Origin of the sequence: Pseudoalteromonas sp. 23_GOM-1509m, from assembly GCF_000518425.1 — a bacterium.
In the GTDB taxonomy this organism is placed as follows: domain Bacteria; phylum Pseudomonadota; class Gammaproteobacteria; order Enterobacterales; family Alteromonadaceae; genus Pseudoalteromonas; species Pseudoalteromonas tetraodonis.
The window spans coordinates 506453-532522 of the sequence record NZ_KI912432.1 but is presented as its reverse complement, the minus strand read 5'-3'; the positions used below and the strand labels follow the sequence as shown (position 1 = coordinate 532522).

At 40.0% G+C, this 26070-nt stretch carries 23 protein-coding genes and 1 tRNA gene; 17 read left to right on the top strand and 7 right to left on the bottom strand.

Annotation, left to right across the window (positions count from 1 at the left end; translation table 11 throughout):
* Window positions 1–320: 320 nt before the first annotated feature.
* From N523_RS0113045 to N523_RS0113020, 6 genes are all read left to right on the top strand, one after another.
* Window positions 321–2282, top strand: coding sequence for an oxidoreductase (locus N523_RS0113045; protein ID WP_028835288.1), 1962 nt, complete (start codon window positions 321–323; stop codon window positions 2280–2282).
* 395 nt (window positions 2283–2677) lie between these two features.
* Window positions 2678–3226: an NAD(P)H nitroreductase gene (locus tag N523_RS0113040; protein ID WP_013464866.1), complete on the top strand. Its 549-nt coding sequence runs from the start codon at window positions 2678–2680 to the stop codon at window positions 3224–3226.
* A gap of 203 nt (window positions 3227–3429) precedes the next feature.
* Window positions 3430–3807 (top strand): hypothetical protein, encoded by a 378-nt coding sequence (locus N523_RS0113035; protein WP_024601029.1) that lies wholly within the window; start codon window positions 3430–3432, stop codon window positions 3805–3807.
* A 98-nt stretch (window positions 3808–3905) separates the two neighbouring features.
* Window positions 3906–3996, top strand: a tRNA-Ser gene (locus tag N523_RS0113030).
* A 114-nt stretch (window positions 3997–4110) separates the two neighbouring features.
* Window positions 4111–4434: a hypothetical protein gene (locus N523_RS0113025; protein WP_036950527.1), complete on the top strand. Its 324-nt coding sequence runs from the start codon at window positions 4111–4113 to the stop codon at window positions 4432–4434.
* Window positions 4435–4503: 69 nt separating this feature from the next.
* Complete coding sequence (locus N523_RS0113020; RefSeq protein WP_028835286.1) at window positions 4504–5121, top strand: FKBP-type peptidyl-prolyl cis-trans isomerase; 618 nt, start codon at window positions 4504–4506, stop codon at window positions 5119–5121.
* A 78-nt stretch (window positions 5122–5199) separates the two neighbouring features.
* Here N523_RS0113020 and N523_RS0113015 read toward each other — a convergent pair whose 3' ends face one another.
* Entirely contained in the window at window positions 5200–7590 is a 2391-nt protein-coding gene (locus N523_RS0113015; RefSeq protein ID WP_028835285.1) for a TonB-dependent receptor, read from the bottom strand.
* Window positions 7591–7763: 173 nt separating this feature from the next.
* Window positions 7764–8153, bottom strand: a complete 390-nt coding sequence (locus tag N523_RS0113010; RefSeq protein ID WP_008465669.1) for a YkgJ family cysteine cluster protein — start codon at window positions 8151–8153, stop codon at window positions 7764–7766.
* A gap of 208 nt (window positions 8154–8361) precedes the next feature.
* Between N523_RS0113010 and N523_RS0113005 the strand changes: the two genes are divergently transcribed.
* From N523_RS0113005 to N523_RS0112995, 3 genes are all read left to right on the top strand, one after another.
* The gene (locus tag N523_RS0113005) at window positions 8362–8787 is read left to right on the top strand and encodes a tetratricopeptide repeat protein (RefSeq protein WP_008112472.1); all 426 of its coding nucleotides are present in this window, start codon (window positions 8362–8364) and stop codon (window positions 8785–8787) included.
* Between the two features lie 135 nt (window positions 8788–8922).
* Entirely contained in the window at window positions 8923–9396 is a 474-nt protein-coding gene (locus tag N523_RS0113000; RefSeq protein ID WP_028835284.1) for a hypothetical protein, read from the top strand.
* Window positions 9397–9423: 27 nt separating this feature from the next.
* Window positions 9424–10020 (top strand): DUF1287 domain-containing protein, encoded by a 597-nt coding sequence (locus tag N523_RS0112995; protein WP_028835283.1) that lies wholly within the window; start codon window positions 9424–9426, stop codon window positions 10018–10020.
* Window positions 10021–10117: 97 nt separating this feature from the next.
* Here the strand turns inward: N523_RS0112995 and yfaE are convergent, their stop codons facing one another.
* From yfaE to ubiG, 5 genes are all read right to left on the bottom strand, one after another.
* Window positions 10118–10390 carry a class I ribonucleotide reductase maintenance protein YfaE gene (gene yfaE / locus N523_RS0112990; protein ID WP_008112475.1) on the bottom strand — a complete coding sequence of 91 codons (273 nt, stop codon included), beginning with the start codon at window positions 10388–10390 and terminating at the stop codon, window positions 10118–10120.
* On the bottom strand, window positions 10390–11520 hold the full coding sequence (gene nrdB, locus N523_RS0112985; RefSeq protein ID WP_013464873.1) for a class Ia ribonucleoside-diphosphate reductase subunit beta: 1131 nt from the start codon (window positions 11518–11520) through the stop codon (window positions 10390–10392). The genes yfaE and nrdB overlap by 1 nt, the downstream gene beginning before the upstream one ends.
* A 73-nt stretch (window positions 11521–11593) precedes the next feature.
* Window positions 11594–13876 carry a class 1a ribonucleoside-diphosphate reductase subunit alpha gene (gene nrdA / locus N523_RS0112980; RefSeq protein WP_028835282.1) on the bottom strand — a complete coding sequence of 761 codons (2283 nt, stop codon included), beginning with the start codon at window positions 13874–13876 and terminating at the stop codon, window positions 11594–11596.
* 1064 nt (window positions 13877–14940) lie between these two features.
* Window positions 14941–15621, bottom strand: coding sequence for an HAD family hydrolase (locus N523_RS0112975; RefSeq protein ID WP_028835281.1), 681 nt, complete (start codon window positions 15619–15621; stop codon window positions 14941–14943).
* A complete protein-coding gene (gene ubiG, locus N523_RS0112970) occupies window positions 15621–16331 on the bottom strand; it encodes a bifunctional 2-polyprenyl-6-hydroxyphenol methylase/3-demethylubiquinol 3-O-methyltransferase UbiG (RefSeq protein WP_028835280.1) in 711 nt (236 codons plus the stop codon). Before ubiG ends, N523_RS0112975 begins: the two co-directional genes overlap by 1 nt.
* 178 nt (window positions 16332–16509) lie before the next feature.
* Between ubiG and gyrA the strand changes: the two genes are divergently transcribed.
* The 8 genes from gyrA to lapB all read left to right on the top strand — a co-directional run bounded on the left by gyrA (window position 16510) and on the right by lapB (window position 26044).
* The gene (gene gyrA, locus N523_RS0112965) at window positions 16510–19209 is read left to right on the top strand and encodes a DNA topoisomerase (ATP-hydrolyzing) subunit A (RefSeq protein WP_008465686.1); all 2700 of its coding nucleotides are present in this window, start codon (window positions 16510–16512) and stop codon (window positions 19207–19209) included.
* 98 nt (window positions 19210–19307) lie between these two features.
* A complete protein-coding gene (gene serC / locus N523_RS0112960) occupies window positions 19308–20390 on the top strand; it encodes a 3-phosphoserine/phosphohydroxythreonine transaminase (protein ID WP_016899927.1) in 1083 nt (360 codons plus the stop codon).
* Entirely contained in the window at window positions 20390–21667 is a 1278-nt protein-coding gene (aroA, locus tag N523_RS0112955) for a 3-phosphoshikimate 1-carboxyvinyltransferase (protein ID WP_028835279.1), read from the top strand. The genes serC and aroA overlap by 1 nt, the downstream gene beginning before the upstream one ends.
* A gap of 107 nt (window positions 21668–21774) precedes the next feature.
* Window positions 21775–22485, top strand: coding sequence for a (d)CMP kinase (gene cmk / locus N523_RS0112950; RefSeq protein ID WP_016899929.1), 711 nt, complete (start codon window positions 21775–21777; stop codon window positions 22483–22485).
* A 95-nt stretch (window positions 22486–22580) separates the two neighbouring features.
* Window positions 22581–24248 carry a 30S ribosomal protein S1 gene (gene rpsA, locus N523_RS0112945; RefSeq protein WP_002961176.1) on the top strand — a complete coding sequence of 556 codons (1668 nt, stop codon included), beginning with the start codon at window positions 22581–22583 and terminating at the stop codon, window positions 24246–24248.
* Window positions 24249–24314: 66 nt separating this feature from the next.
* Window positions 24315–24602: an integration host factor subunit beta gene (gene ihfB / locus N523_RS0112940; protein ID WP_024600987.1), complete on the top strand. Its 288-nt coding sequence runs from the start codon at window positions 24315–24317 to the stop codon at window positions 24600–24602.
* 21 nt (window positions 24603–24623) lie between these two features.
* A complete protein-coding gene (locus N523_RS0112935; RefSeq protein WP_008114742.1) occupies window positions 24624–24905 on the top strand; it encodes a lipopolysaccharide assembly protein LapA domain-containing protein in 282 nt (93 codons plus the stop codon).
* A 2-nt stretch (window positions 24906–24907) separates the two neighbouring features.
* Window positions 24908–26044 carry a lipopolysaccharide assembly protein LapB gene (gene lapB, locus N523_RS0112930; RefSeq protein ID WP_028835278.1) on the top strand — a complete coding sequence of 379 codons (1137 nt, stop codon included), beginning with the start codon at window positions 24908–24910 and terminating at the stop codon, window positions 26042–26044.
* The last annotated feature ends 26 nt before the right edge of the window (window positions 26045–26070 follow it).

Here is a 26070-nt window from a genome sequence, read left to right as displayed (position 1 = left end):
TAGCTCCTTAAATTGGTACAGCTAAAACGTTATTGCCATCTTAGCGTAGAATATAAATAAATTTAACTGCTAAATCGTAACGAAACATTTATAAATTCAATTACACTTGAGATTAAACACGTGTTTATTTAATAAATAATTACTGAAATTATGGCTGTAGTCACTACTTTTAACTCACGCTATTGGTCAAGATAAACGCAGTCAACAGGTTTTAAGTTAAAAAATTATTAAGTTTAATCTGCTCATATATTGCTTATTGTTGGTCATTAAAGCAGAATTGACTAAATGCACACAGGTTAGACCAGTTATTGGGGCACAGGATGTTAGAACAAAAATTAGAACTAAAACACACACAATTACGCAACCGTTTAGTAATGGGATCAATGCATACCGGCCTCGAAGAGGGATGGCATAATCGTAAACGCCTTCGTGCTTTTTATGAAGCACGTGCTAAAGGTGGCACAGCAATGCTCATTACGGGGGGATATAGCCCTAATCTTCGCGGCAAGTTAACGCCTATTTCATCATCATTTAATAGTTATTATGATGTTTTTAAACACCGTGCTTATACGCAAGCTGTTCATCAACATGGTGGTAAAATTTGCCTGCAGTTATTGCATGCTGGGCGCTATGCCTATCATCCATTCAATCAAGCCCCAAGTGCGATAAAAGCACCGATCAATCCCTATAAACCTAAGGCTATGTCTTTAAGTTCAATTAAAAAAACCATTAAAGATTTTGCTCACTCTGCATATTTAGCAGAAAAAGCAGGTTACGATGGCGTTGAGGTGATGGGCTCTGAAGGTTACTTAATCAATGAGTTTATGGCACCGCATACAAACAAACGAGACGATGAGTTTGGTGGCAGTCTTGAAAACAGAATGCGTTTAGCTGTTGAGATTGTAAAAGCAGTAAGAGCTAAAGTTTCAGATAAATTTCTAATTATTTTTAGACTGTCTGTTATCGATTTAATTCCGAATGGCTCAACTCCTGAGGAAGTAACACAACAAGCTATTGCACTTGAAAAAGCAGGTGTTGATATTTTCAATACTGGCATTGGTTGGCATGAAGCACGGGTACCGACAATTGCAAGCATGGTACCCCCAGGCGCATTTAAAGAAGCGTCAAAGCGTTTGAAAGATGTTATTAGCGTGCCTGTTATTGCCGTAAACCGCATTAATACACCAGAGATTGCTAATGATATTTTAACGGCGGGTGAAGCTGATTTAATCTCTATGGCGCGCCCTTTACTTGCCGATCCTGAGTTTTTTAATAAATACCAAGCCAAGCGCTCTGACCATATTAATATTTGTATTGGATGTAATCAGGGCTGTTTAGACCACGTATTTAAAGGTAAACGTGCCACTTGCTTAGTTAACCCACAAGCGGGTTTTGAACTTGATTACCCTCTAGAAAAAGCCGCAACAGCTAAAAATGTATTAGTGGTTGGAGCGGGTCCTGCTGGGCTTTCTTCAAGTTGTTACTTAGCGCAAAAAGGTCACAATGTAACGCTTATTGACCAAAAGCAGCATATGGGTGGGCAGTTTAATTTAGCCATGCAAATACCAGGTAAAGAAGACTTTAACCATACATTGGCTTACTTTACCAATGAACTTAAGCGTTTAAACGTCACCATTGAATTAGGCAAAGCATTTGATGACGGTATGCTGAGCCAGTTTGACGATGTGGTTTTTGCCACGGGTGTAAGGCCACGTGAAGCCTCTATAGAATGTAGTGATGACAAACGTGTTTTTGCCTACGATGAAGTCATTCGCGGTGAGGTTGAACTTGGTAATTCGATTGCGATTTTAGGCGCAGGCGGTATTGGTTTTGATATGGTGGCATTTTTAAGTGAACATAAATCACAAAGTATCAGCGACTTTAAAACCCAGTGGGGAATAGAGTGCGAGGCTCAGCCTCACAAAGATGATCGTCAACTTTATATGCTTAAACGCAGTGAAGGGCGCTTTGGTGGTGATTTAGGCAAAACAACCGGTTGGATACATCGTCAAGTTGCTAAACAACATGGCGTTAAGCAAATTGCCAATTGCCAGTACCATCGTTTTGATAAAAACGGCTTAACTATCAGTGTTGCTGGCGAAACACAAGTATTGCCAGTTGATACTGTGATTGCTTGTATTGGCCAAGTGTCTAATGACGAACTATTTAAGGCGCAAGCAGAGAATGCCAAGGTTCATGTTATTGGTGGCGCTAAACTAGCAGCGGCTATTGATGCCAAGCGCGCTATATTCGAAGCCTTACAAGTTGCACGCAGTATCTAATATGCAATTTAAGTAAGTACACGGGTCTGATTATTTTTTAAAGATAGTTAACTTATAATCAGACCCTTATATTGTTGTTTTTTACCTTACCCCATTCCTTGTATAGCTAATAAATACGCTATTACGATTTTCAATGGTGCCTCGGCTACAACGCTTAACTGGCAAAATTAAATCTATAAAGCCTCTCATTAGTTCGACCTAATTATTTACACGCAAAAGGCGAGCGCCACTTTGTAATGGCACAAATACACGGCTATTTGGGTTGCGATATTATTTGTGTGCTTTTTTAACCTAGGTACTTTCTTGATAAGCAAATAATAACAGCGGGGTGCCCATTATATTTTAACCTAAGGGTTTCAATGGTATGCTATTGTTTTGTCTTTTGAGTAATTATAATGGATGCTATTGAGCTTTTATTAACCCGCCAGTCAGATGCAAAACTGACAGAGCCAGGCCCTAATGAAGAACAACTAAACATTATTCAGCAGGCTGGGCTCAGAGTTCCCGATCATGGCTGTATTGCGCCTTGGCAATATATCATTGTTCAAGGGGATGCACGTCATAAGTTGGGTGAAATTTATTATCAAAGCGCTTTGGCCGAGCAGCAAGCTGAAAAAGTAATTAATCGTGCTAAAGAGTTACCCCTTAGAGCACCCATGATCATTATTGCCATTGCAAAATATCAACAACATCCAAAAGTACCAAGAATAGAACAAGTTCAAAGTGCAGGCTGTGGCGTGCTGGCTATGCAACAAGCCGCATTTGCACAAGGGCTTGGCGGTATTTGGCGCACAGGTTACTTTGCACAAAGCCCCAGTGTTAAACACGCGCTTAACTTAAACAATGATGATGAAATAGTGGGTTATTTGTATTTAGGGACGCCAGCAGTTGAGTGTAAAAAGTCACCGCGCCATAAACCAGAAAACTATTTTAGTTTTTTGTAGCAATAGGATGAACTTTTTATATTCAATATAGTCATAATTCATTAAGTTAATCGTGTTACACTACCGCGGTTAATATTGTAGCTGCGAGAAGCGCACGGAAGCACCATACGCAATAAATCTTCTTCAGTTTGTTTTTTAATCGGTTGTTTTTTGGTAATGTATGGAAAGTCTTACCAATAATAACGATAAAGAAGACGAAAATGATGGGAAATTTATTTTTACGTGAAAAAGAAAACTGGTTTGCTTGGTCAATCTGGGGTGTTGTTGGCGCGCTTGCGACATTTTATGTTGCAATGAATACACAAGCAGCTCACTTTATTGCTGCAACTGCGATGGGTGTCCTAGTACTGCTAACATGGTGGATGCAACAGTCTCGACGATTTGATTTTGGCAGGGCCTTTAAAATATGCTGCTATGTTCTATTATTCACCGTACTACCTTCGTTTGTGTTAGTTGTGATCCCAAGTGATGATTTAAACCGCTTCGATTTAATATTTCAAAGTATTGCATTTTTAACTGCCAGCTTATTGGTGTGTTTAGTATGTTCTTGGATTGCCCGCAGACCTAAACAATATTACTAGGGTTTATGACTATCCTGATTAATATTTAACTATTTAACCGGTTTTAGTAAAATAGGGCTTTACAAGCTAAGCGTATGATATTATTATGCGCGCCGTACGGAGAGATGGCAGAGTGGTCGAATGCACCGGTCTTGAAAACCGGCAGGGGTTTATAGCCCCTCTAGGGTTCAAATCCCTATCTCTCCACCATTATTTAAAAAACCGCCTTATTGGCGGTTTTTTGCTATCTGGAGCTTTATTATGTCACAGTCCCCGGAGTTATCCTTTTCTAAACGTTTACTCAAGCACATCCTGCTATGGACTGTGTTTGGTTATTGTTACCAAAGTGCCATATCGTTATTACAAAAAATGGCCATTGATGCATACCCAGATAATGCGCTGATGATGACTTTCTTATATGGCATCGGGTTTCATCTTTTATCCGGGCATTTAATCACAAAATACGATCATTTTTGGCCAGTGTGGGGCGCGTTTTACATTGGCATTATCGGTTTGGTGGCTGTGCCTCTTTTGTTGATCGGCGTGGTCGAATTGTTGCCGATGAGCTTACTTGTTGGAATTTTGCTCAGTTTACCTTTATGTACCTTTGCTATTGGTTTAATTAAAGAAAAACTCAATAAAAACTAGCCCCAAACGGCTTTTATTTTGTGATAGCATATACGGGTCTTTTAACTAACAAAACGTGAATAACACATTATGTCAGATAATTTTACTACAGATGCTGAAAAAGCAAGTTACGGTATTGGCTTACAAATGGGTGAGCAACTTAAGGCTAACCCTTTTGAAGGTTTAAACTTAAATTCAGTATTTGAAGGCATGAAAGATGCGTATGCAGGCAGTGCTTTTCAAGTAGAGATCCCTGAGATCCAAGCTGCATTTGAGAAAATCAACGAAGAGATCCAAGCTCGTCGTGAAGAAGAAGCTAAAGTATTGGCTGCTGAAGGTATTGCATTTTTAGAAGAAAACGCAAAACGTCCTGAAATTACAGTTACTGAGTCAGGTCTTCAGTACGAAGTACTTTCAACAGGTGAAGGCGAAAAGCCAACTGCAGAGTCTACAGTACGTGTTGATTACCACGGTACTTTAGTAAACGGTACTGTTTTTGATAGCTCATACGAGCGCGGTCAACCTGCTGAATTCCCAGTAGGTGGCGTGATCAAAGGTTGGACTGAAGCATTACAAATGATGCCAGTAGGTACTAAATGGCGTTTATACGTTCCTCATGAGCTTGCTTATGGTGAACGTGGTGCCGGTGCTGCAATCGCACCTTACTCAACACTTGTATTTGATGTTGAGTTACACGCAATTCTTTAATTAGAATTTAGTTATAAAAAAACCGCATTCATTATTACGAATGCGGTTTTTTATTGTCTGATTAAAAATGAGCGCGTTTTAAAAGTAGCCTCTAACGCCAAATTGGAAGTTACGTCCAGGAAGAGGTGCCGTATCTTTAATAAATGAACTATGTACAAAACCAAGTTCATCAGTAATGTTATCAACACTTAGGTATAGCTGCGTGTCAACTGCGCCTAAATCAAGTTGATAATTGGCTTGTAAATCAATTAATGTATAGCCATCCGTTGCCGTTTCGTAAGCACTAATATCATTTTGCTCAAAGTAATGGGTTCCTGTTAAGGTAAATTGCGCATTACCTAGGGTATATTGTAGTTCTGAGCCCAATTTATTGGCAGGGATACGTGGTAAATTACCTTCATTATCTTTTAGTTTGGCGCGAGTAGAGTCACCAAATACTTTTACCATGGCGCTGGGGTTTATTTGATAATGTGCATCAAATTCAAAACCATAAAGCTGCGCATCTTTACTGGTAAATTGATAAACATCAATTGCATCGCTGTGTCCATTGGCAGCAGACTCAAAGCCATCCATCTCATCAAACACTAATCCGGTGTTTTGTTGATAATAAAAGTTTTTAATATCGTTATAGAAAAAGTTGACGGTGTAGCCAAAGTCACCGCTAAAACGACGTAAACTAATATCAAGATTGGTTGAGGTCTCTTGTTTAATTTCTTCAGGTTCAAAATGCGCTTCTGCCCCTTCAATATGATAGCCCAAACCAAGCTCATAAGTACCTGTGGCAACATGCACACCATTAGAGAGTAACTCAGCTGAAAGTGGCGCACGCTCTGAATGTGACAAGCTAACGGCTAGATTGTGACTTGGCATATACTCCCAAATCGCACCTGCTGAGGCACTTACATTAGTAAAGCTTTGGGTGTAGTTAATGGTCTCATCTGCCGATACAGGTTGTTCATCATGGCTGTGCTGATGTGTATCTACATCACTTTTGATATCATAATCTTCTAGGCGGGCGCCAAGCTCTACGGTGACATCGCCAAATGTGCGTTCTTCAAGTAAATATAACGCATGAGTGGTAGTGACACTTGCAGGCGTAAACGCTTCTTCGCCAATTGCATCGTAATCAGATTCACTATAGTGATAGCCAATCATGCCATGCCATTGGCCTAACTGATGCTCTACATTTAAACGTGCTTCAGTGGTTTCGTTACTAAACGTGGTGCCAATCGCGCCATCTTCAATTTCACTGTGAGTGTAGTCGGTGTAGCCAAGACGAAGATTAATCGATTCAATCCAGTTATCATGAAATGCATAATTTACCAGTCCTTGCCAACGATCTTGCTCTAAATGAGCATAAACGGGAGTTTCTATATGTTCTTCATCCGCATGATCTTCATGATCGCCTTCTTCTTCATGGGCATGACCGTGATCATGTGAATGCCCTGGAATGCCATAGTCTGTTTCAATATTGCCGTATGAAAAGCCAACGGTTAAATGCTCACCGACATAGCTGGTACCAAAGTTCACTGTTTCACTGTCGATAAAAGTATTTTCAACTGAAGTGGCTGTTTCTTCATCGCCCTCAATGTGTACTTCACCTTCTTCATGTTCATCTGGTAGGTTAAAGCGAGGCGTTTGATAGTCATCACCACTGCGTTTGGTGCCATCAAAATGAAAATTAAAGTTATTGCTGCCTGTTTCTAATTTTGCCGCATAGGTGTTCGCATTTGAAACGGTATCGTGTGTGTATTGTGCCGCTCCCGAGAGTGCGTCAATATTATTGGTTGGAATACGGTTATCAACCACATTTACTACACCGCCAATAGCACCAGAGCCATATAGTAGGGTGCTTGGGCCTCGTAGTACTTCAATTTGTTCAGCGGCTAAGCTATCACTTGATGTTGCGTGATCTGGACCGATACGTGATGCATCACTGCTATCTAAACCGTTTTGAGTAATTTTAACACGAGGACCACCTAGGCCACGAATAATCGGACTTGAAGACACAGGACCGAAGTAGCTAGCGTTTACTCCTGGTATTCCTTTAAGTGTTTCACCTAGGGTCGGTTTCGCTTTATTTTTTAGTTCATCCCCTGATAGTACGCTTACAGGTGAAATCATTTCTAAGCTATTTTTATGCAGTGCCGAGGCATACACAACCACAGTTTCAACCGAAGACGGCTTTAATGTAACAGTAATGGTATCGTCTACATTCTCAAGCGATATACGTGAATCGATGTAGTTATCTTTACTAATATGTAATTGGCTTTTAGCATCTATGTCGATGGTAAACTGACCTTGTTCATTGCTTTTCACGCTTTGTGACTTTCCATGAACATGGATAGTTGCATTAGCAATAGGTTGTTTTTTTGAATCTGTTACTGTGCCGTTAATCGTTGCTGCTAGGGCAGAGTGAGAACACAAAACAGACAGTAGCGCTGAGGATATGAGTGTTAACTTTGTCATAATTACTTCGAATCGTGGTTGTTATGTTGTGATATAATATAACACTACAAAATGGCATCATCAACAATGTTATACTATAACTTTTAATTTTGCGTTGAATGGCAAAATAATCGCGTTAAATTTACATTACCAGCTCATTATTACAGATCAGTGCATTTGTTATATTTATTCGCTTAAGAGCGGCTGTCTATCATTAGTATGTCTAATTTTTTTTGTGCTTTGAAAGGATTTTGTTTATCGATTGGTTCAAGCATTTCACAGTCATCGTTTATCATTTCTGAAATTAAGCTTGGGTAGTGTCGGCAATCTTGAGGACGGTCATGGTAAATACTGCATGTATATTTATCTTTTTCTTGTGGATATTTTTTACTGCTAAGTACTAAAAATGGGCATTGCGTTAATTGCTCGCCTGTTTTGGGATCAAACCATAACTGATCGTTTTTAACATATTGAAATATTTCTGGGTTGAATAACGCCCACATTTCAATTTCATCCTGATTTGTATCTAAATCTGCCGCACCATATTTAGTGCAGCATTTACCGCATTGATTGCAATTTTGCATAGGGTAGGTATTTACTATTGCGACTTAAATTAAGCATTAAGTGTAGCACTGTAATATCCAGGTTTTTAAATTAAACCTCTGTTTTTATCGCTTATAATACTTTTGTAACAACGCAGCGCTTAATAATAATGTACTATTAGGGAATATATTTCGAATACGATGCCTTTAATAAGTCAAAAAAGGCGCGTTAATAAGGTAGCGAGTAATTATGAATACTAAAGTATACAAAGCGGTTCACGATTTGGCGGAAAAGCTGATGGCAGCGGCTAATAAAAATGATACTAAACAGTTTGAATCTTTATATGCTGAGCTAAAAGCTATTTGTATTGAAAACGAAAATACAGCGAAAGATCACCCTGTTCAGTGGGAAACATTGGCTGATTTCACCGAAGAGCTAGAAGAAGCTATCGAGACTTACGAAAAAGCGTTACAGAAGTCGATAGAAATTAATAACAAAGATCATATGTCGTCTGTTGCCTTTTCTATGGCTACTTTACAGCTTGAGCTGGGTGATAAAGAAGCGGCAATTAAAAATCTGCAAGATGCTAAAATCAGTGCGAATAAAATTGAAGACAAAGAATTAAAATCAGAGATCCATGAGTTATTAGAATCATTGGTTGAAGAAGAAGGCTAGGCAACTTTATAGCCATTATTAATAATAAGCGTCAGTAATAATACCATTGGCGCTTTTTTATTGATAAAAGCAAATTCTGCGTCATTAAATGTTTATGCTTAAATTAAGTCTCTAAGCAAATTTTTTGGAGAAAAAATGCTAGCGCAAATAGAACAATGGATTGATAAAACGAATAGCGAGTATGTTCATCAAAGAATATGCTGTGATATATTTGTTAGCGAATTTGCTGGCTTTTACCCGCATGAATTTTTGAAAACTGCATTTTATGTGGTTGTTGAACACATTCCCAAGCCTGACTTTACTGGTTTACGTGAAATTGGTTTAAGCGATTTTATTGACATGGATGTAGCAGGGATCACCTATAAAAACACTTATTACATATTACCTCATGTTGCGCGTAATTTAAGAGTGCATTTTCATGAGCTAGCTCATGTAGTTCAATGGCGCGAGCTCGGTGCTCACGCTTTTATTATGCGCTACATCAATGAAATCCAAACCTGTGGTTACAATGATGCTCCGCTTGAAAAAATGGCCTATGCACTTGATGCGCACTTTACCAGCAATGGAAATAAATTTAATATTCCTGACTATATTACTCAACAGCTTTAGTTAATAAATATTATAAAAGGAATTTATATGTCGCGCTTTATGCTCTATGTACTAGTTTTATCTGCCTTTAATGTGCAGGCGAGCTCTTTTGATGACGATATCGTCAATGCATTGATCCACAGAACAACGCAACAAGTAACTTACGATGGCGCCTATCATAGGCTTGAATACCCTGGTGGCGATGTGCCCGATAATATTGGTGTATGTACCGATGTTATAATTAGGTCGTATCGACAGCTTGGTATTGATTTACAAAAGTTAGTACATGAAGACATGCAGGCCAATTTTCGCGCATATCCTTCTAAGCGTATTTGGGGATTAACCAAGCCAGATAAAAACATTGATCATCGACGTGTACCTAACTTACAGGTTTACTTTGAGCGCCATGCTCAAGTGTTAACTAAATCGCTTAATGCAGCAGATTATAAAACCGGTGACATAGTCACTTGGATGCTGCCAGGCAATTTACCGCACATAGGTATGGTTGTTAATCAAATAGCGCAGGACAGTGGTCACCCGCTTATTGTGCACAATATTGGTCGCGGACCTGAAATGAGCGATATGCTTTTTGCTTATACAATTACGGGTCATTACCGATTTGTACCTGCTGCTTATTCAGAGTAAATAACACGGCTATAATCGCGATTACTTGAGTAATAATTGCAGAAACAGGTAAGTGAATAAAGCGAGCTGTTAGGCATTATACTGTGTGGTTTGCTAGTTACTTTAAATTAATACTGATATCACCATTGGGCTTGCAGCAACACAATAGTATTTCACCATCACGCACAAAGGCTAACGGTTCTTCATTGTAATTGACTTCACCAGAGACAAGCGTAGCACGACACGCACCACAATATCCCTCACGGCACTGGTAAGCAACATCAATTTTATTCGATTCTAAGCAGTGTAAAAGAGAAGGGCAGCCAGCGGTAAAATCTAAACACTGGCTGTTATCTGCAAGCGTGACACTTGCAGTGGTTCTATCAGTCATTATAAATCAAAGTCACCGAATTCAGCAGCATCAACCTGTGAATCAATTTGACCTACAAGGTATGAGCTAATTTCCGCTTCTTGTGGAGCAACTTGCACGTTATCAGAAACAAGCCATGAGTTGATCCATGGAATAGGGTTACTGTTATTATCAAACTGTGCTGGTAAACCAATAGCAGTCATGCGTGCATTGGTAATGTATTCAACATACTGACATAAAATATGTTTATTTAAGCCAATCATAGAACCATCTTTAAACAGGTACTCGGCCCATTCTTTTTCTTGCTCTGCAGCGTCAACAAACATCTTGATTGCTTCTTCACGGCACTGTGCAGCCACGATTGCCATTTCAGGGTCGTCTTTGCCATCTTGCATAATATTTAAAATATGCTGAGTGCCTGAAAGGTGAAGCGCTTCATCACGGGCAATAAGCTTAATAATTTTAGCATTGCCTTCCATTAGCTCACGCTCGGCAAACGCAAATGAACACGCAAAGCTGACATAAAAGCGAATAGCTTCAAGAATGTTCACTGACATCATCGCCAGATACAATTTCTTTTTCAGCTCAAATAAATTAACCACCACGGTTTCACCATTAATGTCATGTTTGCCTTCACCGTACAGGTTGTAAAGCGACACCGAGTTAATTAAATCGTCGTAATAAGTGGTTACGGCATCGGCACGTTCACTAATTTTGTCATTGCTAACAATGTCGTCAAAAATGAGTTCAGGGGCTTGAGTTACATTACGAATAATATGTGTGTATGAACGGCTGTGAATGGTTTCACTAAACGCCCATGTTTCAATCCATGTTTCAAGCTCAGGAATTGACACAATTGGCAATAGTGCAACGTTAGGCGAACGGCCTTGAACACTATCAAGCAAAGTTTGGTATTTTAAGTTACTTAAAAAGATATGCTTTTCGTGATCAGGAAGCGCTTGAAAGTCTAAACGGTCTTTACTTACGTCAACTTCTTCAGGACGCCAAAAGAAAGACAATTGTTTTTCAATCAGCTTTTCAAAAATAGGGTATTTTTGTTGATCGTAACGTGACACGTTAACGGTTTGACCAAAAAACATTGGCTCTTGCATTTGGTTATTATGATTTCTGCTAAAAGTAGTATAAGACATGTTTATCACTCAAAAAACTATCACTAAAACTATCAGGACAAAGCGGGCAAGGCGCCCGCTTTAAGTTTAACTATTAAATTTTACACGCGCCGCCTGCACAATCGTCATCTTCCACTTCTGGAGCGTCTTCTTGTGCATCTGATGCGCCATCACGGGTGTTATGGTAGTACAGCGTTTTAACACCTAGCTTGTAGGCACCAAGTAAGTCTTTTAATAAGACTTTCATAGGTACTCTACCGCCTTCGTATTTATTTGGATCATAATTAGTATTTGCTGAAATCGTTTGGTCGATAAATTTCTGCATTATTCCTACTAATTGTAAGTAACCATCGTTTGATGGGATATCCCACAGTAACTCATAGCTATCTTTAAGGCGTTCGTACTCAGGGACAACTTGCTTTAAAATACCGTCTTTACTTGCTTTAACACTAATATGGCCACGCGGTGGCTCAATGCCGTTGGTTGCATTAGATATTTGCGATGATGTTTCTGAGGGCATTAATGCGCTCAGTGTTGAGTTACGCATACCGTGCTCTTTAATGCTGGCACGTAACGCGTCCCAATCAAGATGAAGTGGTTCATCACAAATTTTATCTAAATCACGCTTGTACGTATCCGTTGGCATAATACCTTGTGAGTACGTTGTTTCGTTAAATTTAGGACAGGCACCACGTTCTTTTGCCAGCTCATTAGACGCTTTCATTAGGTAGTACTGAATTGCTTCAAATGTTCTGTGCGTAAGCGCATTTGCGCTGCCATCTGAATAACGCTTACCGTTTTTAGCTAGGTAGTATGCGTAGTTAATAACGCCTATGCCTAGCGTACGACGTCCCATAGTTGCATTTTTAGCTGCAGGTACTGGGTAGTCTTGGAAATCAAGTAGGTTATCAAGTGCGCGTACTGCAAGCTCAGCTAACTCTTCTAGTTCATCTAAAGACTCAATGGCACCTAAGTTAAACGCAGATAATGTACAAAGTGCAATTTCACCTTCTTCATCATTCACGTTGCTAAGAGGCTTAGTCGGTAAGGCAATTTCTAAACATAAGTTAGATTGACGGATTGGAGCCACTTTTGAGATAAACGGACTGTGTGTATTACAGTGGTCAACGTTTTGTAAGTAAATACGACCCGTGCTAGCACGTTCTTGAGCAAACATAGAGAACAGCTCAATTGCTTTAATTCGTTTTTTACGAATTGACTCGTCTTGCTCATATTTTACATATAGCGTGTCAAACTCGTCTTGGTCTTCAAAAAATGCATCGTAAAGGCCAGGCACGTCAGAGGGGCTGAATAACGTAATGTAATCGTCTTTAATTAAACGTGAGTACATGAGTTTATTAAACTGTACGCCGTAATCTAAGTGACGTACGCGGTTATCATCAACACCACGGTTGTTTTTAAGTACTAATAAGTTTTCAACTTCTAAATGCCAAAGCGGGTAGAAAAGGGTTGCTGCGCCACCACGTACACCGCCTTGCGAACAGCTTTTAACCGCTGTTTGAAAGTGCTTATAAAACGGAATACAGCCAGTGTGATACGCTTCACCGTTACGAATAGGGCTACCTAGTGCACGAATACGACCTGCATTAATACCAATACCAGCACGTTGAGAAACGTATTTAACAATTGCTGATGATGTAGCGTTAATTGAGTCTAAGCTATCGCCACACTCAATAAGTACACATGAGCTAAACTGACGCGTTGGCGTACGTACACCCGACATAATTGGCGTAGGTAAAGAAATTTTAAATAATGAAACCGCATCATAAAAACGTTTGATGTAATCAATACGTGTATCACGAGGGTAATCAGAGAATAAGCTTGCAGCCACTAAGATATATAAAAACTGCGCGCTTTCGTAAATTTCACCCGTTACACGGTTTTGAACTAGGTATTTACCTTCAAGCTGTTTTACTGCTGCGTAGCTAAAGTTAAGATCGCGAGAATGATCTAAGTACGCATCTAGCTCATCTAATTCTTGCTCTGTGTAATCAACAAGTAAATGTGCATCGTAGCGTTTTTGTTCAACCATGTTAGTAACGTGGTCAAAAAGACGCGGTGGCTCAAACTGGCCATAGGCTTTTTTACGTAAATGGAATACAGCTAAACGAGCAGCAAGATACTGATAATCAGGTGATTCTTTTGAGATCTGATCCGCAGCGGCTTTAATAATCGTTTCGTGGATGTCTTTAGTACGAATACCGTCATAAAATTGAATATGCGATTTAAGTTCAACTTGTGAAACCGAAACGTTATTTAAACCTTCGGCGGCCCATTCAATAACGCGATGGATCTTATCAAGATCGAGTGGCTCTTTACGACCGTCACGTTTGCTTACAGATAACTGTTGGTTCATAGCTTTGCCTGTATTCCTTGGGAATTAAATATTTTTGACCAATGCGTGCACCTAAAAAAGCGCAGTGCCTATTCGTTTATTGTTATTTTCACCGGTTTGGTGAATTTAATTGAATAACATTTAGCCACAATATCTGGTGTTGTTCAAATTAGAGATCACAAGATAGTGTGGTCTGGGATCTTTTGCAAGGGACAGAAACCGCTCTCATTGTGGATAACGTTGGGATAACGCAATTGTGTTAGTAGGCATTAACCTTTGATCATCTGGCGGTTCAACTAAGGAAAGATTAAATTTACGCTTTTTAAAAATAAATTTTGTCTGCTTTTTTTATCATCAAGCTTTGCGTAAAAACTAACACAATCACAATATGTAGTGTTTATTAATTAACATGACACTATATGTGGTTTAGTTTGATTGTTGGCACTAGCTGTTTAGTCAAACTGATATGATTAAGATAAGACCCTTATCCCGAACAAACTGGCACTGAGATGTAAAATCTAAAAATGGGCTATTAACTAGCCCATGTAAATTTAGATTATAAATAAACCACTCAACGTTATAATAACTTTAGAAACAATCATTATTACATTGTCTGAAATCTCTATAGAAATATTGACCTTCAATTTTAGTCATCCTATATTTTATCCTATCACTTGCCGATATTATCAGAATAAGATACGCTCAACTTTCCAAACTTGGACGCTTTCCTAATATTTTAGCAAGTGTCTTTACTAGCATCATATTCAAGTCTTGAGTATGATGCTAGTCCCTCCACCTAGTTGAAATATCTATTCCATCAAAGTGTTAATAGAAAGCTTAATGTGGTAAGAATTCTTTTGCAAGGCACAGAAACCGCTCTCATTGTGGATAACGTTGGGATAACGCAATTGTGTTAGTAGGCATTAACCTTTGATCATTCGGTTAAGTTGAAATTTGTAAAAACCAACTAAGGAAAGATTAAATTTACGCTTTTTAAAAATAAATTTTGTCTGCTTTTTTATCATCAAGCTTTGCGTAAAAACTAACACAATCACAATATGTAGTGTTTATTAATTAACATGACACTATATGTGGTTAAATGCATCTATGGGACTGTGCCAATTAAAATCCGCATTCCAAGCCAATGCCTTGTCAACACTCGGTACATATCCCCATAGTGCGGTTGCGGTGTGCATATTGGCTGCTTTACCTGCTTGAATGTCACGCTGCGCATCACCTATATATAAGCAACGCGAAGGATCTACACTCATTTGCTCAGCGCAATACAGTAAAGGAAGGGGTGAGGGTTTGGATTGCGCTAAAGTATCGCCGCTCACCACAATACGTGCATTTTTTAATGCAGGAATCGCCTTGACTAAAGGATCAGTTAAAAATCCGGGCTTATTAGTCATAATTCCCCAGGGTATTGCTTTGTTATCAAGTGCGATTAGTAATTGCTCTATTCCTACAAAACATCGGGTATGGGTGGCAATATTGGCAGCGTATTGCGTAACTAGCGCTTGTAAAAGTTGCTCTTGCGGTTGTTGCGCCCAGCTTTCTTTAAAACCAGCAGCCAATAAAGCGGCAGCACCATTTGAAGCTGCGGGTCGATATATATCACGACTCACCTCAGGATGCTGATGATTACGCAGCACGGTGTTTAGTGCTGCTCCTAAATCATCGGCGGTATCGAGTAAAGTGCCATCTAAGTCAAACAGCAATGCTTGATATTCCATTGGGGCAATGGGGGTTTGAGAGCTTGCCATTACGCTAACTTCTCAAAATGCAGCATATAATTTACGCTTACATCATCATTCATTGTGTATTGCTTAGAAAGCGGGTTGTAACTTAAACCAGCACTGGCACGTACTTTTAAGCCAGCTTGCTCTGCCCATGCAATTAATTGTGCAGGTTTAATAAATTTTTTATGGTCGTGCGTACCTTCGGGGACCATTTTTAACAGTTTTTCTGCCCCGACAATAGCGTATAAGTAAGCTTTTGGGGTTTTATTAAGAGTAGAGAAAAAAACATCAGCCCCCGGTTTTGCCAATTTAGCCACCGCATGAATAATAGATGCAGGGTCGGGGACGTGCTCTAACATTTCCATACAAGTGATCACATCAAAGCGCTCAGGGTGCTCATCTGCAAACTGCTCTGCAGGTACTTTTATATACTCAACGGGGACACTTGTTTCTAAGCTGTGTAACTTGGCGACAGTTAAAGGCTCTTGCCCCATATCGATGCCTGTTACGTTTGCGCCCATTCGCGCCATGCTGTGACTTAAAATGCCACCACCACATCCTACATCGAGGGTTTCTTTATCAAATAATCCTTTGGTTTTGTCTGCGATGAAATCTAATCGTAATGGATTAATTTCGTGAAGCGGCTTAAATTCGCCTTCTAAATCCCACCAACGTTCTGCGATGGCTTCAAACTTTGCTATTTCTGCGTTATCTACATTTTGATGTTCGGTCATAAAATACTTCCTCGTCAATCTGAGGCCATTATATAGGCCTAAATTGATAAATCGCAAAGTTTTGCGCCTGTAAATTAAAATTAATTGTGATAGCATGGTTACTTAGAAATAATAACAAACACTCTTAATACCTAATACTGGGTTGTTAAGAGCTGATACTGAAGGAATGTGATATCAAATGACTGATCTCGCCAATGAAATTCTGCCAGTCAATATTGAAGACGAGTTAAAAAACTCCTACTTAGATTACGCCATGAGTGTAATTGTAGGACGTGCATTACCAGACGTACGTGACGGTTTAAAACCTGTTCACCGCCGCGTTTTGTTTGCAATGAACGAGCTTAGTAATGACTGGAACAAGCCTTACAAAAAATCGGCCCGTGTGGTCGGTGACGTAATCGGTAAATACCACCCACACGGCGACAGTGCAGTTTATGACACCATCGTACGTATGGCTCAGCCATTCTCACTGCGTTACATGCTAGTAGATGGTCAGGGTAACTTTGGTTCGGTTGATGGTGATTCAGCAGCGGCAATGCGTTATACAGAAGTACGTATGGCAAAAATGTCGCACGAATTATTAGCCGATCTTGAAAAAGAAACGGTTGATTTTGTGCCTAACTACGATGGCACAGAGCAAATTCCTGATGTGTTACCCACTAAAATACCTAACCTGTTAGTCAATGGTTCATCGGGTATTGCGGTTGGTATGGCAACAAATATTCCGCCACATAACTTAACAGAAGTCGTGAATGGCTGTTTAGCGCTTATTCAAAACCCTGAATTGACCATTACTGAGTTAATGGATTACATTCCTGGGCCTGATTTCCCAACTGCGGCGATTATTAACGGTAAAAAAGGCATTGAACAAGCTTATCAAACCGGTCGTGGTAAAGTGTACATGCGTGCGCGTGCTGACATCGAAACCGATGAAAAGACGGGTCGCGAAACCATTATTGTTCATGAAATCCCTTACCAAGTTAACAAAGCACGTTTGATTGAAAAAATCGCCGAGCTAGTTAAAGATAAAAAAATTGAAGGGATCAGCGCATTACGTGATGAATCAGATAAAGACGGTATGCGTATCGTTATCGAGATCAAACGTGGTGACGTAGGTGAAGTTATTTTAAACAACCTTTATTCACAAACTCAGTTACAAACTGTGTTTGGTATGAATATGGTTGCGTTAATTAATAACCAACCTAAGTGTTTCAACTTAAAAGAAATGCTTGAAGAATTTATTATTCACCGTCGTGAAGTTGTTACCCGTCGTACGGTATTTGATTTACGCAAAGCCCGCGACCGTGCGCACACGCTAGAAGGTTTAGCGATTGCACTGGCTAACATTGACCCAATTATCGAACTTATTCGTAAGTCGCCAACACCTGCTGAAGCAAAAGTTGCATTAACAGCGCGTCCATGGGAATTAGGTAATGTTAAAGCCATGCTTGATAAAGCAGGCGAAGACAACGTGGCACGCCCAGATTGGTTAGCAAGCGAGCTTGGTATTCGTGATGGTCAGTACTATATTTCTGAGCAACAAGCTCAAGCAATATTAGACTTACGTTTACACAAACTTACTGGTCTTGAACACGAAAAAATTCTTACCGAATATCAATCATTACTTGAGTTGATTGCCGAGTTATTATTCATTTTGGCAAATCCAGAGCGTTTAATGGAAGTTATTCGTGATGAGCTCGTTGAAATTAAAGAGCAATATGGTGATGAGCGCCGCACTGAAATAAATGCTGCAGCACACGATATAAGCCTTGAAGATTTAATCAACGAAGAAAACGTAGTTGTTACGCTTTCACATGAAGGGTACGTTAAGTATCAAGCATTAACTGATTACGAAGCGCAGCGTCGTGGTGGTAAAGGTAAATCAGCAACTAAGATGAAAGATGAAGATTTCATTGAACGTTTATTGGTTGCCAATACGCACGATACTATTCTTTGTTTCTCTACAGCGGGTCGTTTATATTGGCTTAAAGTATACCAGTTGCCACTTGCCAGTCGTGCAGCGCGCGGTAAGCCAATTGTTAACTTATTACCACTTGAAGCAGATGAACGTATTACTGCAATCCTGCCAGTACGCGATTATGAAGATGATAAGTACATCTTTATGGCGACAGCATTTGGTACTGTTAAGAAAACGCCATTAACGGCATACAGTCGTCAACGTGCAAGCGGAATTATTGCGGTTAACTTAAACGAAGGTGATAGTTTAATCGGTGTTGATATTACCGATGGCAGCAACGAAATTATGTTGTTCACTGATGCGGGTAAAGTTGTTCGCTTTAAAGAGGCTGAAGAAACAGCTGTTGTTGATGAAAATGGTAACCCTGTTCTTGATGAAGAAGGTAAGCCTGAAATCCGTTTCAAAGGCGTACGTCCTATGGGCCGTACTGCAACGGGTGTTCGTGGTATTAAGATGCCAGACGATCAGCGTGTTGTATCACTTATTGTACCAAAGAATGATGGTGCAATATTAACAGTGACAGAAAATGGTTACGGCAAGCGTACTCAACTTGAAGATTACCCATCTAAGAGTCGTGCAACACAAGGTGTTGTATCAATCAAAGTGAGTGAGCGTAACGGTGCTGTTGTTGGTGCTGTACAGGTTGATGACAACGACGAAATAATGATTATTTCGAATCGTGGTACCTTAGTACGTACTCGCGTTAATGAAGTTTCTACGGTTGGACGTAACACCCAAGGTGTTATTTTGATCAGAACTATTGACGAAGAGCAAGTAGTTGGTTTACAACGTATAGAAGAGATTGAAGTGACTGAAAGTGACTTGGTTGATATCGAAGACGTTGAAACAGTAGATACAGTTATTGATGAAGTGGCGGATGACAATCCTCCTTCAGAATAATTAGATTGAAAAAAGCGGCCTTGGCCGCTTTTTTTATGTAGTTGAAAAAAATTAAATTAGTTTAATTCAAGTTAAATTACTGGAATGAGGAAAAGGTAATGAGTATATATAATTTTTGTGCAGGCCCTGCAATGTTACCACCGGCAGTCATGCAAAAAGCGCAAAAAGAGTTTTTAAACTGGCAAGGTCTTGGTGTATCGGTGATGGAAATAAGTCATCGTAGTCATGAATTTTTAGCATTAACCGCTAAATGTGAAGCCAGCCTGCGTCGTTTAATGAATATAAGTGACGAGTTTGAAGTGCTATTTATGCACGGTGGTGGTCGAGGTCAATTCAGTGCCGTACCTTTAAACCTTCATGTTAACGGTAAAAAAGCAGTTTATTGTGAAAATGGCGTTTGGTCAAAAAGTGCAACCAGCGAAGCAGATAAGTTTACAAATACACACGCTGTTGATGTGCGCAATGATGATAACGGCCTGTTTTCTATTAAGCAGGTAGCCGATTGGGTTTTACCTGCTGATGCGTCTTACATTCACTATTGCCCGAATGAAACCGTAGACGGCCTTGAAATATTTGACGTACCCAGTCATCCAACGGCGCCGATTGTGGCCGATATGTCATCGACTATTTTATCGCGCGAAATTGACGTTAATAAATTTGATTTAATCTACGCGGGTGCACAAAAAAATATCGGTCCATCGGGCATTGCTATTGTGATTGTTCGCAAAACGCTACTTGAGCGTGAAGGGCTCGCCAAGCCGGGTATTTTAGATTACGCCCTTGAGGCAAAACAAGGCAGCATGTTTAACACCCCACCAACCTTTGCTTGGTATTTAGCGGCGGAAGTATTTGCATGGCTTGAGCAAACCGGGGGTGTAAAAGCCATGGAAGCACATAATATTGCCAAAGCGCAGCTGCTTTATGATTTTATTGATGGTTCAGATTTTTATACCAATAAAGTAGCGAAGCATTGCCGTTCACGTATGAATGTGCCTTTTTGGCTGGTTGATGAAAGCTTAAATGATAAGTTTGTTAAAGAGTCAAAAGAAGCGGGCTTGTTAGCGCTTGAAGGTCATCGTATTGTTGGCGGGATGCGCGCCAGTATTTATAACGCGATGCCATTGGAAGGCGTACAAGCCCTAGTTGACTTTATGGCTAATTTCGCCAAGGAGAATAGTTAATGGAGCAACTTTTCTTAGCCCCTATTTCACAAGTGAATGGCAGTGTGACATTACCGGGCTCAAAGAGTTTATCAAACCGAATTTTATTATTAGCAGCATTATCTAACGGCACCACGGTTGTTGAAAATTTACTCGACAGCGACGATATTCGCCATATGTTGGGTGCGTTAAAGCACTTAGGCGTTAATGTAACGCTTAATACTGAGCGCACCGTAGCAACCGTAGAGGGCGTGAGTGGCGTGTTTAATACGCCAACTGAGCCGTTGTTTTTAGGTAATGCAGGTACAGCGTATCGGCCATTAACGGCAGTACTGAGTGCGATTGCTGGTGAGTATGAGTTAATTGGTGAGCCGCGCATGGAAGAGCGCCCTATAGGGCATTTAGTTGATGCATTACAAGCCTTGGGTGGTAATGTAAGTTATTTAAAAAATAAAGATTACCCGCCACTTAAAATTATCGGTGGGCAAATAGCCGGCGGTGAAGTCGAAATTGACGGCAGTATTTCAAGTCAATTTTTAACGGCGCTGCTCATGGCTGCGCCGTTATTTAAAGGCGATACACACATAAAAATTAAAGGCACCTTAGTCTCTAAGCCTTATATTGATATTACGCTGGATGTGATGGCGCGCTTTGGTGTAACTGTTGAGCATGATAATTACACCACGTTCTTCGTTAAAGGTGCTCAGCAATACCAAGCGGTTGAGCGCATAATGGTTGAAGGTGATGCTTCATCGGCTTCTTATTTTATTGCTGCGGCAGCAATTGCCGGTGGCGAAATAGAAATTAAAGGCGTCGGCGCTAAATCAGTTCAAGGTGATATTGGCTTTGCTAAAGTGATGGAGCAGGTTGGTGCCAAAATTGATTGGTATGACGAGCGTTTAGTTGTTCGTAAAGGCGAGCTTAACGGTATCGATATAGATGCTAATGCGATACCTGATGCTGCAATGACCCTGGCGACTGTTGCTTTGTTTGCAAAAGGGTCAACCGCTATTCGTAATATTTATAATTGGCGTGTAAAAGAAACTGACCGTTTACATGCGATGGCCACCGAGCTTAAAAAAGTAGGGGCCGAAGTGGTTGAAGGGCATGACTTTATTGAGATCACACCGCCAAAGCAATTTAATAATGTGGCTGTAGATACCTACGACGATCACCGTATTGCCATGTGCTTTGCAATGGTAGCGGTAGGGGGCAAGCCCATAACGATTAACGATCCGGCCTGTACTTATAAGACATTCCCAACATTTTTCAAAGTGTTAGCATCTGTCAGTAAATAGGCTATTTATAAGTATTTATAAAAAGTTACATACTAAAAGCGGATAATCTTTATTAATTGGCGTATAATGTGGCGGTTTATTTTGGTGTGCATTGAAGGAGGTTTTAAATGCCGGCGTTATTAATGCCCGTAATCACCGTAGATGGCCCAAGTGGTTCTGGTAAAGGAACTGTTTGTCGCCTATTGGCTGAAAAATTAGGCTGGGATGTGTTAGATAGCGGAGCAATTTATCGCGTACTATCACTTGCAGCACTTCATCACCAAATTGCGTTAGATAACGAAGAAGCACTTGTCCCACTAGCTGCAAATCTTGATGTGCAGTTTTTGATAGACAGTGACACTAATGCAGGAAAGATTATTTTAGAAGGCGAAGATGTTACAACCACTATTCGAAATGAAGAAGTGGGTGCTGCAGCGTCGAAAGTGGCCGCATTGCCGCGTGTTCGAGAAGCGTTGCTTCGCCGCCAGCGTGCGTTTAGAACAGAAAACGGTTTAATTGCCGATGGCCGCGATATGGGCACTGTGGTATTTCCAGATGCGCCATTAAAGATATTTCTAACCGCAAGTGCAGAAGAACGTGCTCGCAGACGTTTTGTTGAGTTGAATGAGCGCGGGCTTGATGTTACACTAAGTGGTCTATTACAGGACATTCAAGCACGTGACGATCGCGATATGAATCGTGCCGTTGCGCCGCTTGTACCTGCAGAGGATGCGATTGAGCTTGATACTAGCGAACTCAACGCGCAGCAAGTCTTTGATAAAGTTATAACTTTATTAGATGCGAGCATCTCAGAAGGTAAGCTTCCTAAACGAAGCTAAATACATTTTATGCACCAGCAGGATGCCAGTGCTATTTTAACAACCCCATGCAGCATGGTTGCTTATTGGTATTAATATATGAGACGTATATTCGTATGTCAGAAAATTTTGCGCAGTTATTTGAAGAAAGCTTAAAGGGTTTTGAAGCAGAGCAAGGCTCTATCGTTAAAGGTACAGTAATCTCAATCGAGAACAACATTGTACTTGTAGATGCTGGTCTTAAATCAGAAAGTGCTATCCCTGCAGAGCAGTTCAAAAATGCTGCTGGTGAACTAGAAGTTGCTGTTGGCGACGAAGTAGATGTTGCACTAGATGCAATCGAAGACGGTTTCGGTGAAACTATCCTTTCTCGTGAGAAAGCGAAGCGTCACGAAGCGTGGATCCGTCTTGAGAAAGCATGTGAAGAGCAAGAGACTGTTACTGGTGTTATCAACGGTAAAGTTAAAGGCGGTTTCACAGTTGAAGTTGATTCAATCCGTGCTTTCCTACCTGGTTCACTTGTTGATGTTCGTCCAGTACGTGACACAACTCACCTTGAAGGCAAAGAGCTTGAATTTAAAGTAATCAAGCTTGATCAAAAACGTAACAACGTTGTTGTTTCACGTCGTGCAGTTATCGAATCAGAAAACTCACAAGAACGTGAAGAGCTTCTTGCTAACCTTGTTGAAGGTCAAGAAGTTAAAGGTATCGTTAAGAACCTTACTGACTACGGTGCATTCGTTGACCTTGGTGGTGTTGATGGTCTACTACACATTACTGATATGGCGTGGAAGCGTGTTAAACACCCTTCAGAAATCGTTAATGTTGGCGACGAAATCGCAGTTAAAGTTCTTAAATTCGACAAAGATAAAACTCGTGTATCTCTAGGCCTTAAACAGCTTGGTGAAGATCCATGGGCAGCTATCGCTGGTCGTTACCCAGAAGGTTCTAAACTTTCTGGCCGTGTAACTAACCTTACTGATTACGGTTGCTTCGTAGAAATCGAAGAAGGCGTTGAAGGTCTAGTACACGTTTCTGAAATGGATTGGACTAACAAGAACATCCACCCTTCAAAAGTTGTTTCACTTGGTGACACTGTTGAAGTTATGGTTCTTGAAATCGACGAAGAACGTCGTCGTATTTCTCTTGGTCTTAAGCAATGTATTGCTAATCCTTGGCAGGAATTTGCTCGTCTACAAAACAAAGGCGATCAAGTTACTGGTAAGATCAAATCAATCACTGACTTCGGTATCTTTATCGGTCTTGACGGTGGTATTGATGGTCTTGTACACCTTTCAGACATTTCTTGGAATACACCTGGCGAAGAAGCTGTACGTGAATTCAAGAAAGGCGACGAAATCACTGCTATCGTATTGCAAGTTGACCCAGAGCGTGAACGTATCTCTCTAGGTGTTAAGCAAATCGAAGCTGACCCATTCAATAACTACCTTGATGCAAACAAAAAAGGTGCTATTGTTAAAGGTAAAGTGACTGAAGTTGATGCGAAAGGCGCAACTGTTGAACTTATCGAAGGCGTTGAAGGTTACATCCGTGTAGCTGATATCGCTCAAGAGCGCGTTGAAGATGCAACTACTGTTGTTTCTGTAGGCGACGAGATTGAAGTTAAATACGTTGGTGTTGATCGTAAGAACCGCACTTTAAGCTTATCTGTTAAAGCTCTTTTCGAAGCAGAAGAGAAAGAAGTACTAGAGAAGCTTAAGAAAGAAGAGCCAGTGTTCGAAAACGCAATGGCAGCTGCTTTCGCAAATGCACAAAAAGACTAATTAATTATAGTCTTTTAATTGGAAGGGCAGTTTATGCCCTTCCACTATTTCTTTTAAGGAAACGCTATGACTAAGTCAGAACTGATAGAAACACTTGCTGAACAACACGCACATATTCCTGTGAAAGATGTTGAGAACGCTGTTAAAGAAATTCTTGAACAAATGGCCGGCTCATTATCTTCTTCAGATCGTATTGAGATCCGAGGTTTTGGAAGTTTCTCTTTGCATTACCGTGCGCCTCGTACAGGCCGTAACCCTAAAACAGGTGAAACTGTAGAGTTAGATGGTAAGCATGTACCTCATTTTAAACCAGGCAAAGAACTACGTGACCGTGTAAACGAGAGCATTGCTTAGTAAACTTATTGGAGTAGTTACTTGTTCAAGGTATTAAAAATTATTCTGGCGGCACTTTTTTTAATTGGTGCGTTTGTATTGGGTTCTCAAAATCCACAATTAACACAAATTAACTACATAATAGCCAGTAATACATTACCTTTAGCCGTTATAATAAGTATCTGCTTTTTGCTAGGTGTTGTAGTGGGTTGTTTTGTGAGTTTTAAATTGTTCACGCAATTAAAGTGGCAAAATTACCGTTTAAAAAAGCAATTAACGCCTGAAAAAGATAATAAAAAGCGTATTGCCAACAAAGACACCTAATTATGATTGAGCTGTTGTTTTTACTGCTTCCCGTTGCAGCCGGTTATGGTTGGATCATGGGAAAAAACAGTGCTAAAAATCAGGCTCATCAATTTAATCGTCAAATTACTTCTGAATACAGTAAAGGGTTAAAGTTTTTACTGGATAGAGAAGAAGATCAGGGGCTTGAGCACTTAATTAATTTGCTCGAAGTAGCTGCTGACTCTGTTGAACATTATTCTACTTTAGCCACCATGTTTCGCCGTCGTGGTGAGCTCGACCGCGCAATAAAAATTCATGAACTGCTGCTAAAACACCCAAGTCTTAACGAAAAACAAGCCGCTAATAGCCGTTTAGAACTAGCCGAAGATTATATTATGGCTGGCTTATTAGACAGCGCAGAAGAACATTTAATATGGCTGGTAAAAAATAGCCATGCAGATGCACTCGATCCGATAATTTCTTTATATTCACAAACCCGTGAATGGCAAAAAGGCATTAATATGTTTGAAGCGCATACTGAGCTTTTTTCAAAAGAACAACACTTTAAAGCCATCGCTAATTTTTACTGTGAGCATGCCATTGCCAGTAATAACCCACAACTTATGCGCAAAGCCATTAGCTTAAACTTTAAAACAATTAGGCCTTTATATGAGCTTGGACTGTCAGCTTATACCAAAGAAGATTACGTCAAAGCAATTTACTATTGGCGAGAATTAATCTGCCAATTTACTTTTTTTGCGCCATTGTTTATTGAAAAGTTAGCTCACAGCTATAAGCAATTAAAATTAACTCACCAATTTCATGAACTCATTACTGAGTTACTAGAAAAGGGTGGAGTGATGATAAAAATACAGCATTGCCAAGCCTTGCTTGAGCAAGGACACACTGAACAAGCCTTTGAATTTTTAACTGATAATTTAAAACGTCAACCCACTATTCGTGGCTTTAGTTTTTTATTACAGTTAATGAGTACAGAAAATAAAAATACAAAAGATGTGCTTAATCAAATAGATAAACTTGTTACTTCTTACATTGCCACTAAACCTGACTTTCAATGTCAGCATTGTGGCTTTACTAGCTACACCATTTATTGGAATTGCCCTTCATGTAAACACTGGGAAACCATTGTGCCTAGCAGAGGCTTAGACGGATTTTAATCTTTATACTTTTCGCTCACTAGTAG

Coding starts and splice junctions, on each gene's coding strand:
- N523_RS0112975 (WP_028835281.1), bottom strand. CDS start 15,621: ATGGCAAGCTCTCAAACCCCCATTGCCCCAATGGAATATCAAGCATTG.
- N523_RS0113020 (WP_028835286.1), top strand. CDS start 4,504: ATGTCAGATAATTTTACTACAGATGCTGAAAAAGCAAGTTACGGTATT.
- serC (WP_016899927.1), top strand. CDS start 19,308: ATGAGTATATATAATTTTTGTGCAGGCCCTGCAATGTTACCACCGGCA.
- N523_RS0113045 (WP_028835288.1), top strand. CDS start 321: ATGTTAGAACAAAAATTAGAACTAAAACACACACAATTACGCAACCGT.
- N523_RS0113040 (WP_013464866.1), top strand. CDS start 2,678: ATGGATGCTATTGAGCTTTTATTAACCCGCCAGTCAGATGCAAAACTG.
- ubiG (WP_028835280.1), bottom strand. CDS start 16,331: ATGACCGAACATCAAAATGTAGATAACGCAGAAATAGCAAAGTTTGAA.
- N523_RS0113010 (WP_008465669.1), bottom strand. CDS start 8,153: ATGCAAAATTGCAATCAATGCGGTAAATGCTGCACTAAATATGGTGCG.
- N523_RS0113035 (WP_024601029.1), top strand. CDS start 3,430: ATGGGAAATTTATTTTTACGTGAAAAAGAAAACTGGTTTGCTTGGTCA.
- N523_RS0113000 (WP_028835284.1), top strand. CDS start 8,923: ATGCTAGCGCAAATAGAACAATGGATTGATAAAACGAATAGCGAGTAT.
- nrdA (WP_028835282.1), bottom strand. CDS start 13,876: ATGAACCAACAGTTATCTGTAAGCAAACGTGACGGTCGTAAAGAGCCA.
- yfaE (WP_008112475.1), bottom strand. CDS start 10,390: ATGACTGATAGAACCACTGCAAGTGTCACGCTTGCAGATAACAGCCAG.
- N523_RS0112995 (WP_028835283.1), top strand. CDS start 9,424: ATGTCGCGCTTTATGCTCTATGTACTAGTTTTATCTGCCTTTAATGTG.
- aroA (WP_028835279.1), top strand. CDS start 20,390: ATGGAGCAACTTTTCTTAGCCCCTATTTCACAAGTGAATGGCAGTGTG.
- cmk (WP_016899929.1), top strand. CDS start 21,775: ATGCCGGCGTTATTAATGCCCGTAATCACCGTAGATGGCCCAAGTGGT.
- gyrA (WP_008465686.1), top strand. CDS start 16,510: ATGACTGATCTCGCCAATGAAATTCTGCCAGTCAATATTGAAGACGAG.
- N523_RS0113015 (WP_028835285.1), bottom strand. CDS start 7,590: ATGACAAAGTTAACACTCATATCCTCAGCGCTACTGTCTGTTTTGTGT.
- N523_RS0113005 (WP_008112472.1), top strand. CDS start 8,362: ATGAATACTAAAGTATACAAAGCGGTTCACGATTTGGCGGAAAAGCTG.
- lapB (WP_028835278.1), top strand. CDS start 24,908: ATGATTGAGCTGTTGTTTTTACTGCTTCCCGTTGCAGCCGGTTATGGT.
- ihfB (WP_024600987.1), top strand. CDS start 24,315: ATGACTAAGTCAGAACTGATAGAAACACTTGCTGAACAACACGCACAT.
- rpsA (WP_002961176.1), top strand. CDS start 22,581: ATGTCAGAAAATTTTGCGCAGTTATTTGAAGAAAGCTTAAAGGGTTTT.
- nrdB (WP_013464873.1), bottom strand. CDS start 11,520: ATGTCTTATACTACTTTTAGCAGAAATCATAATAACCAAATGCAAGAG.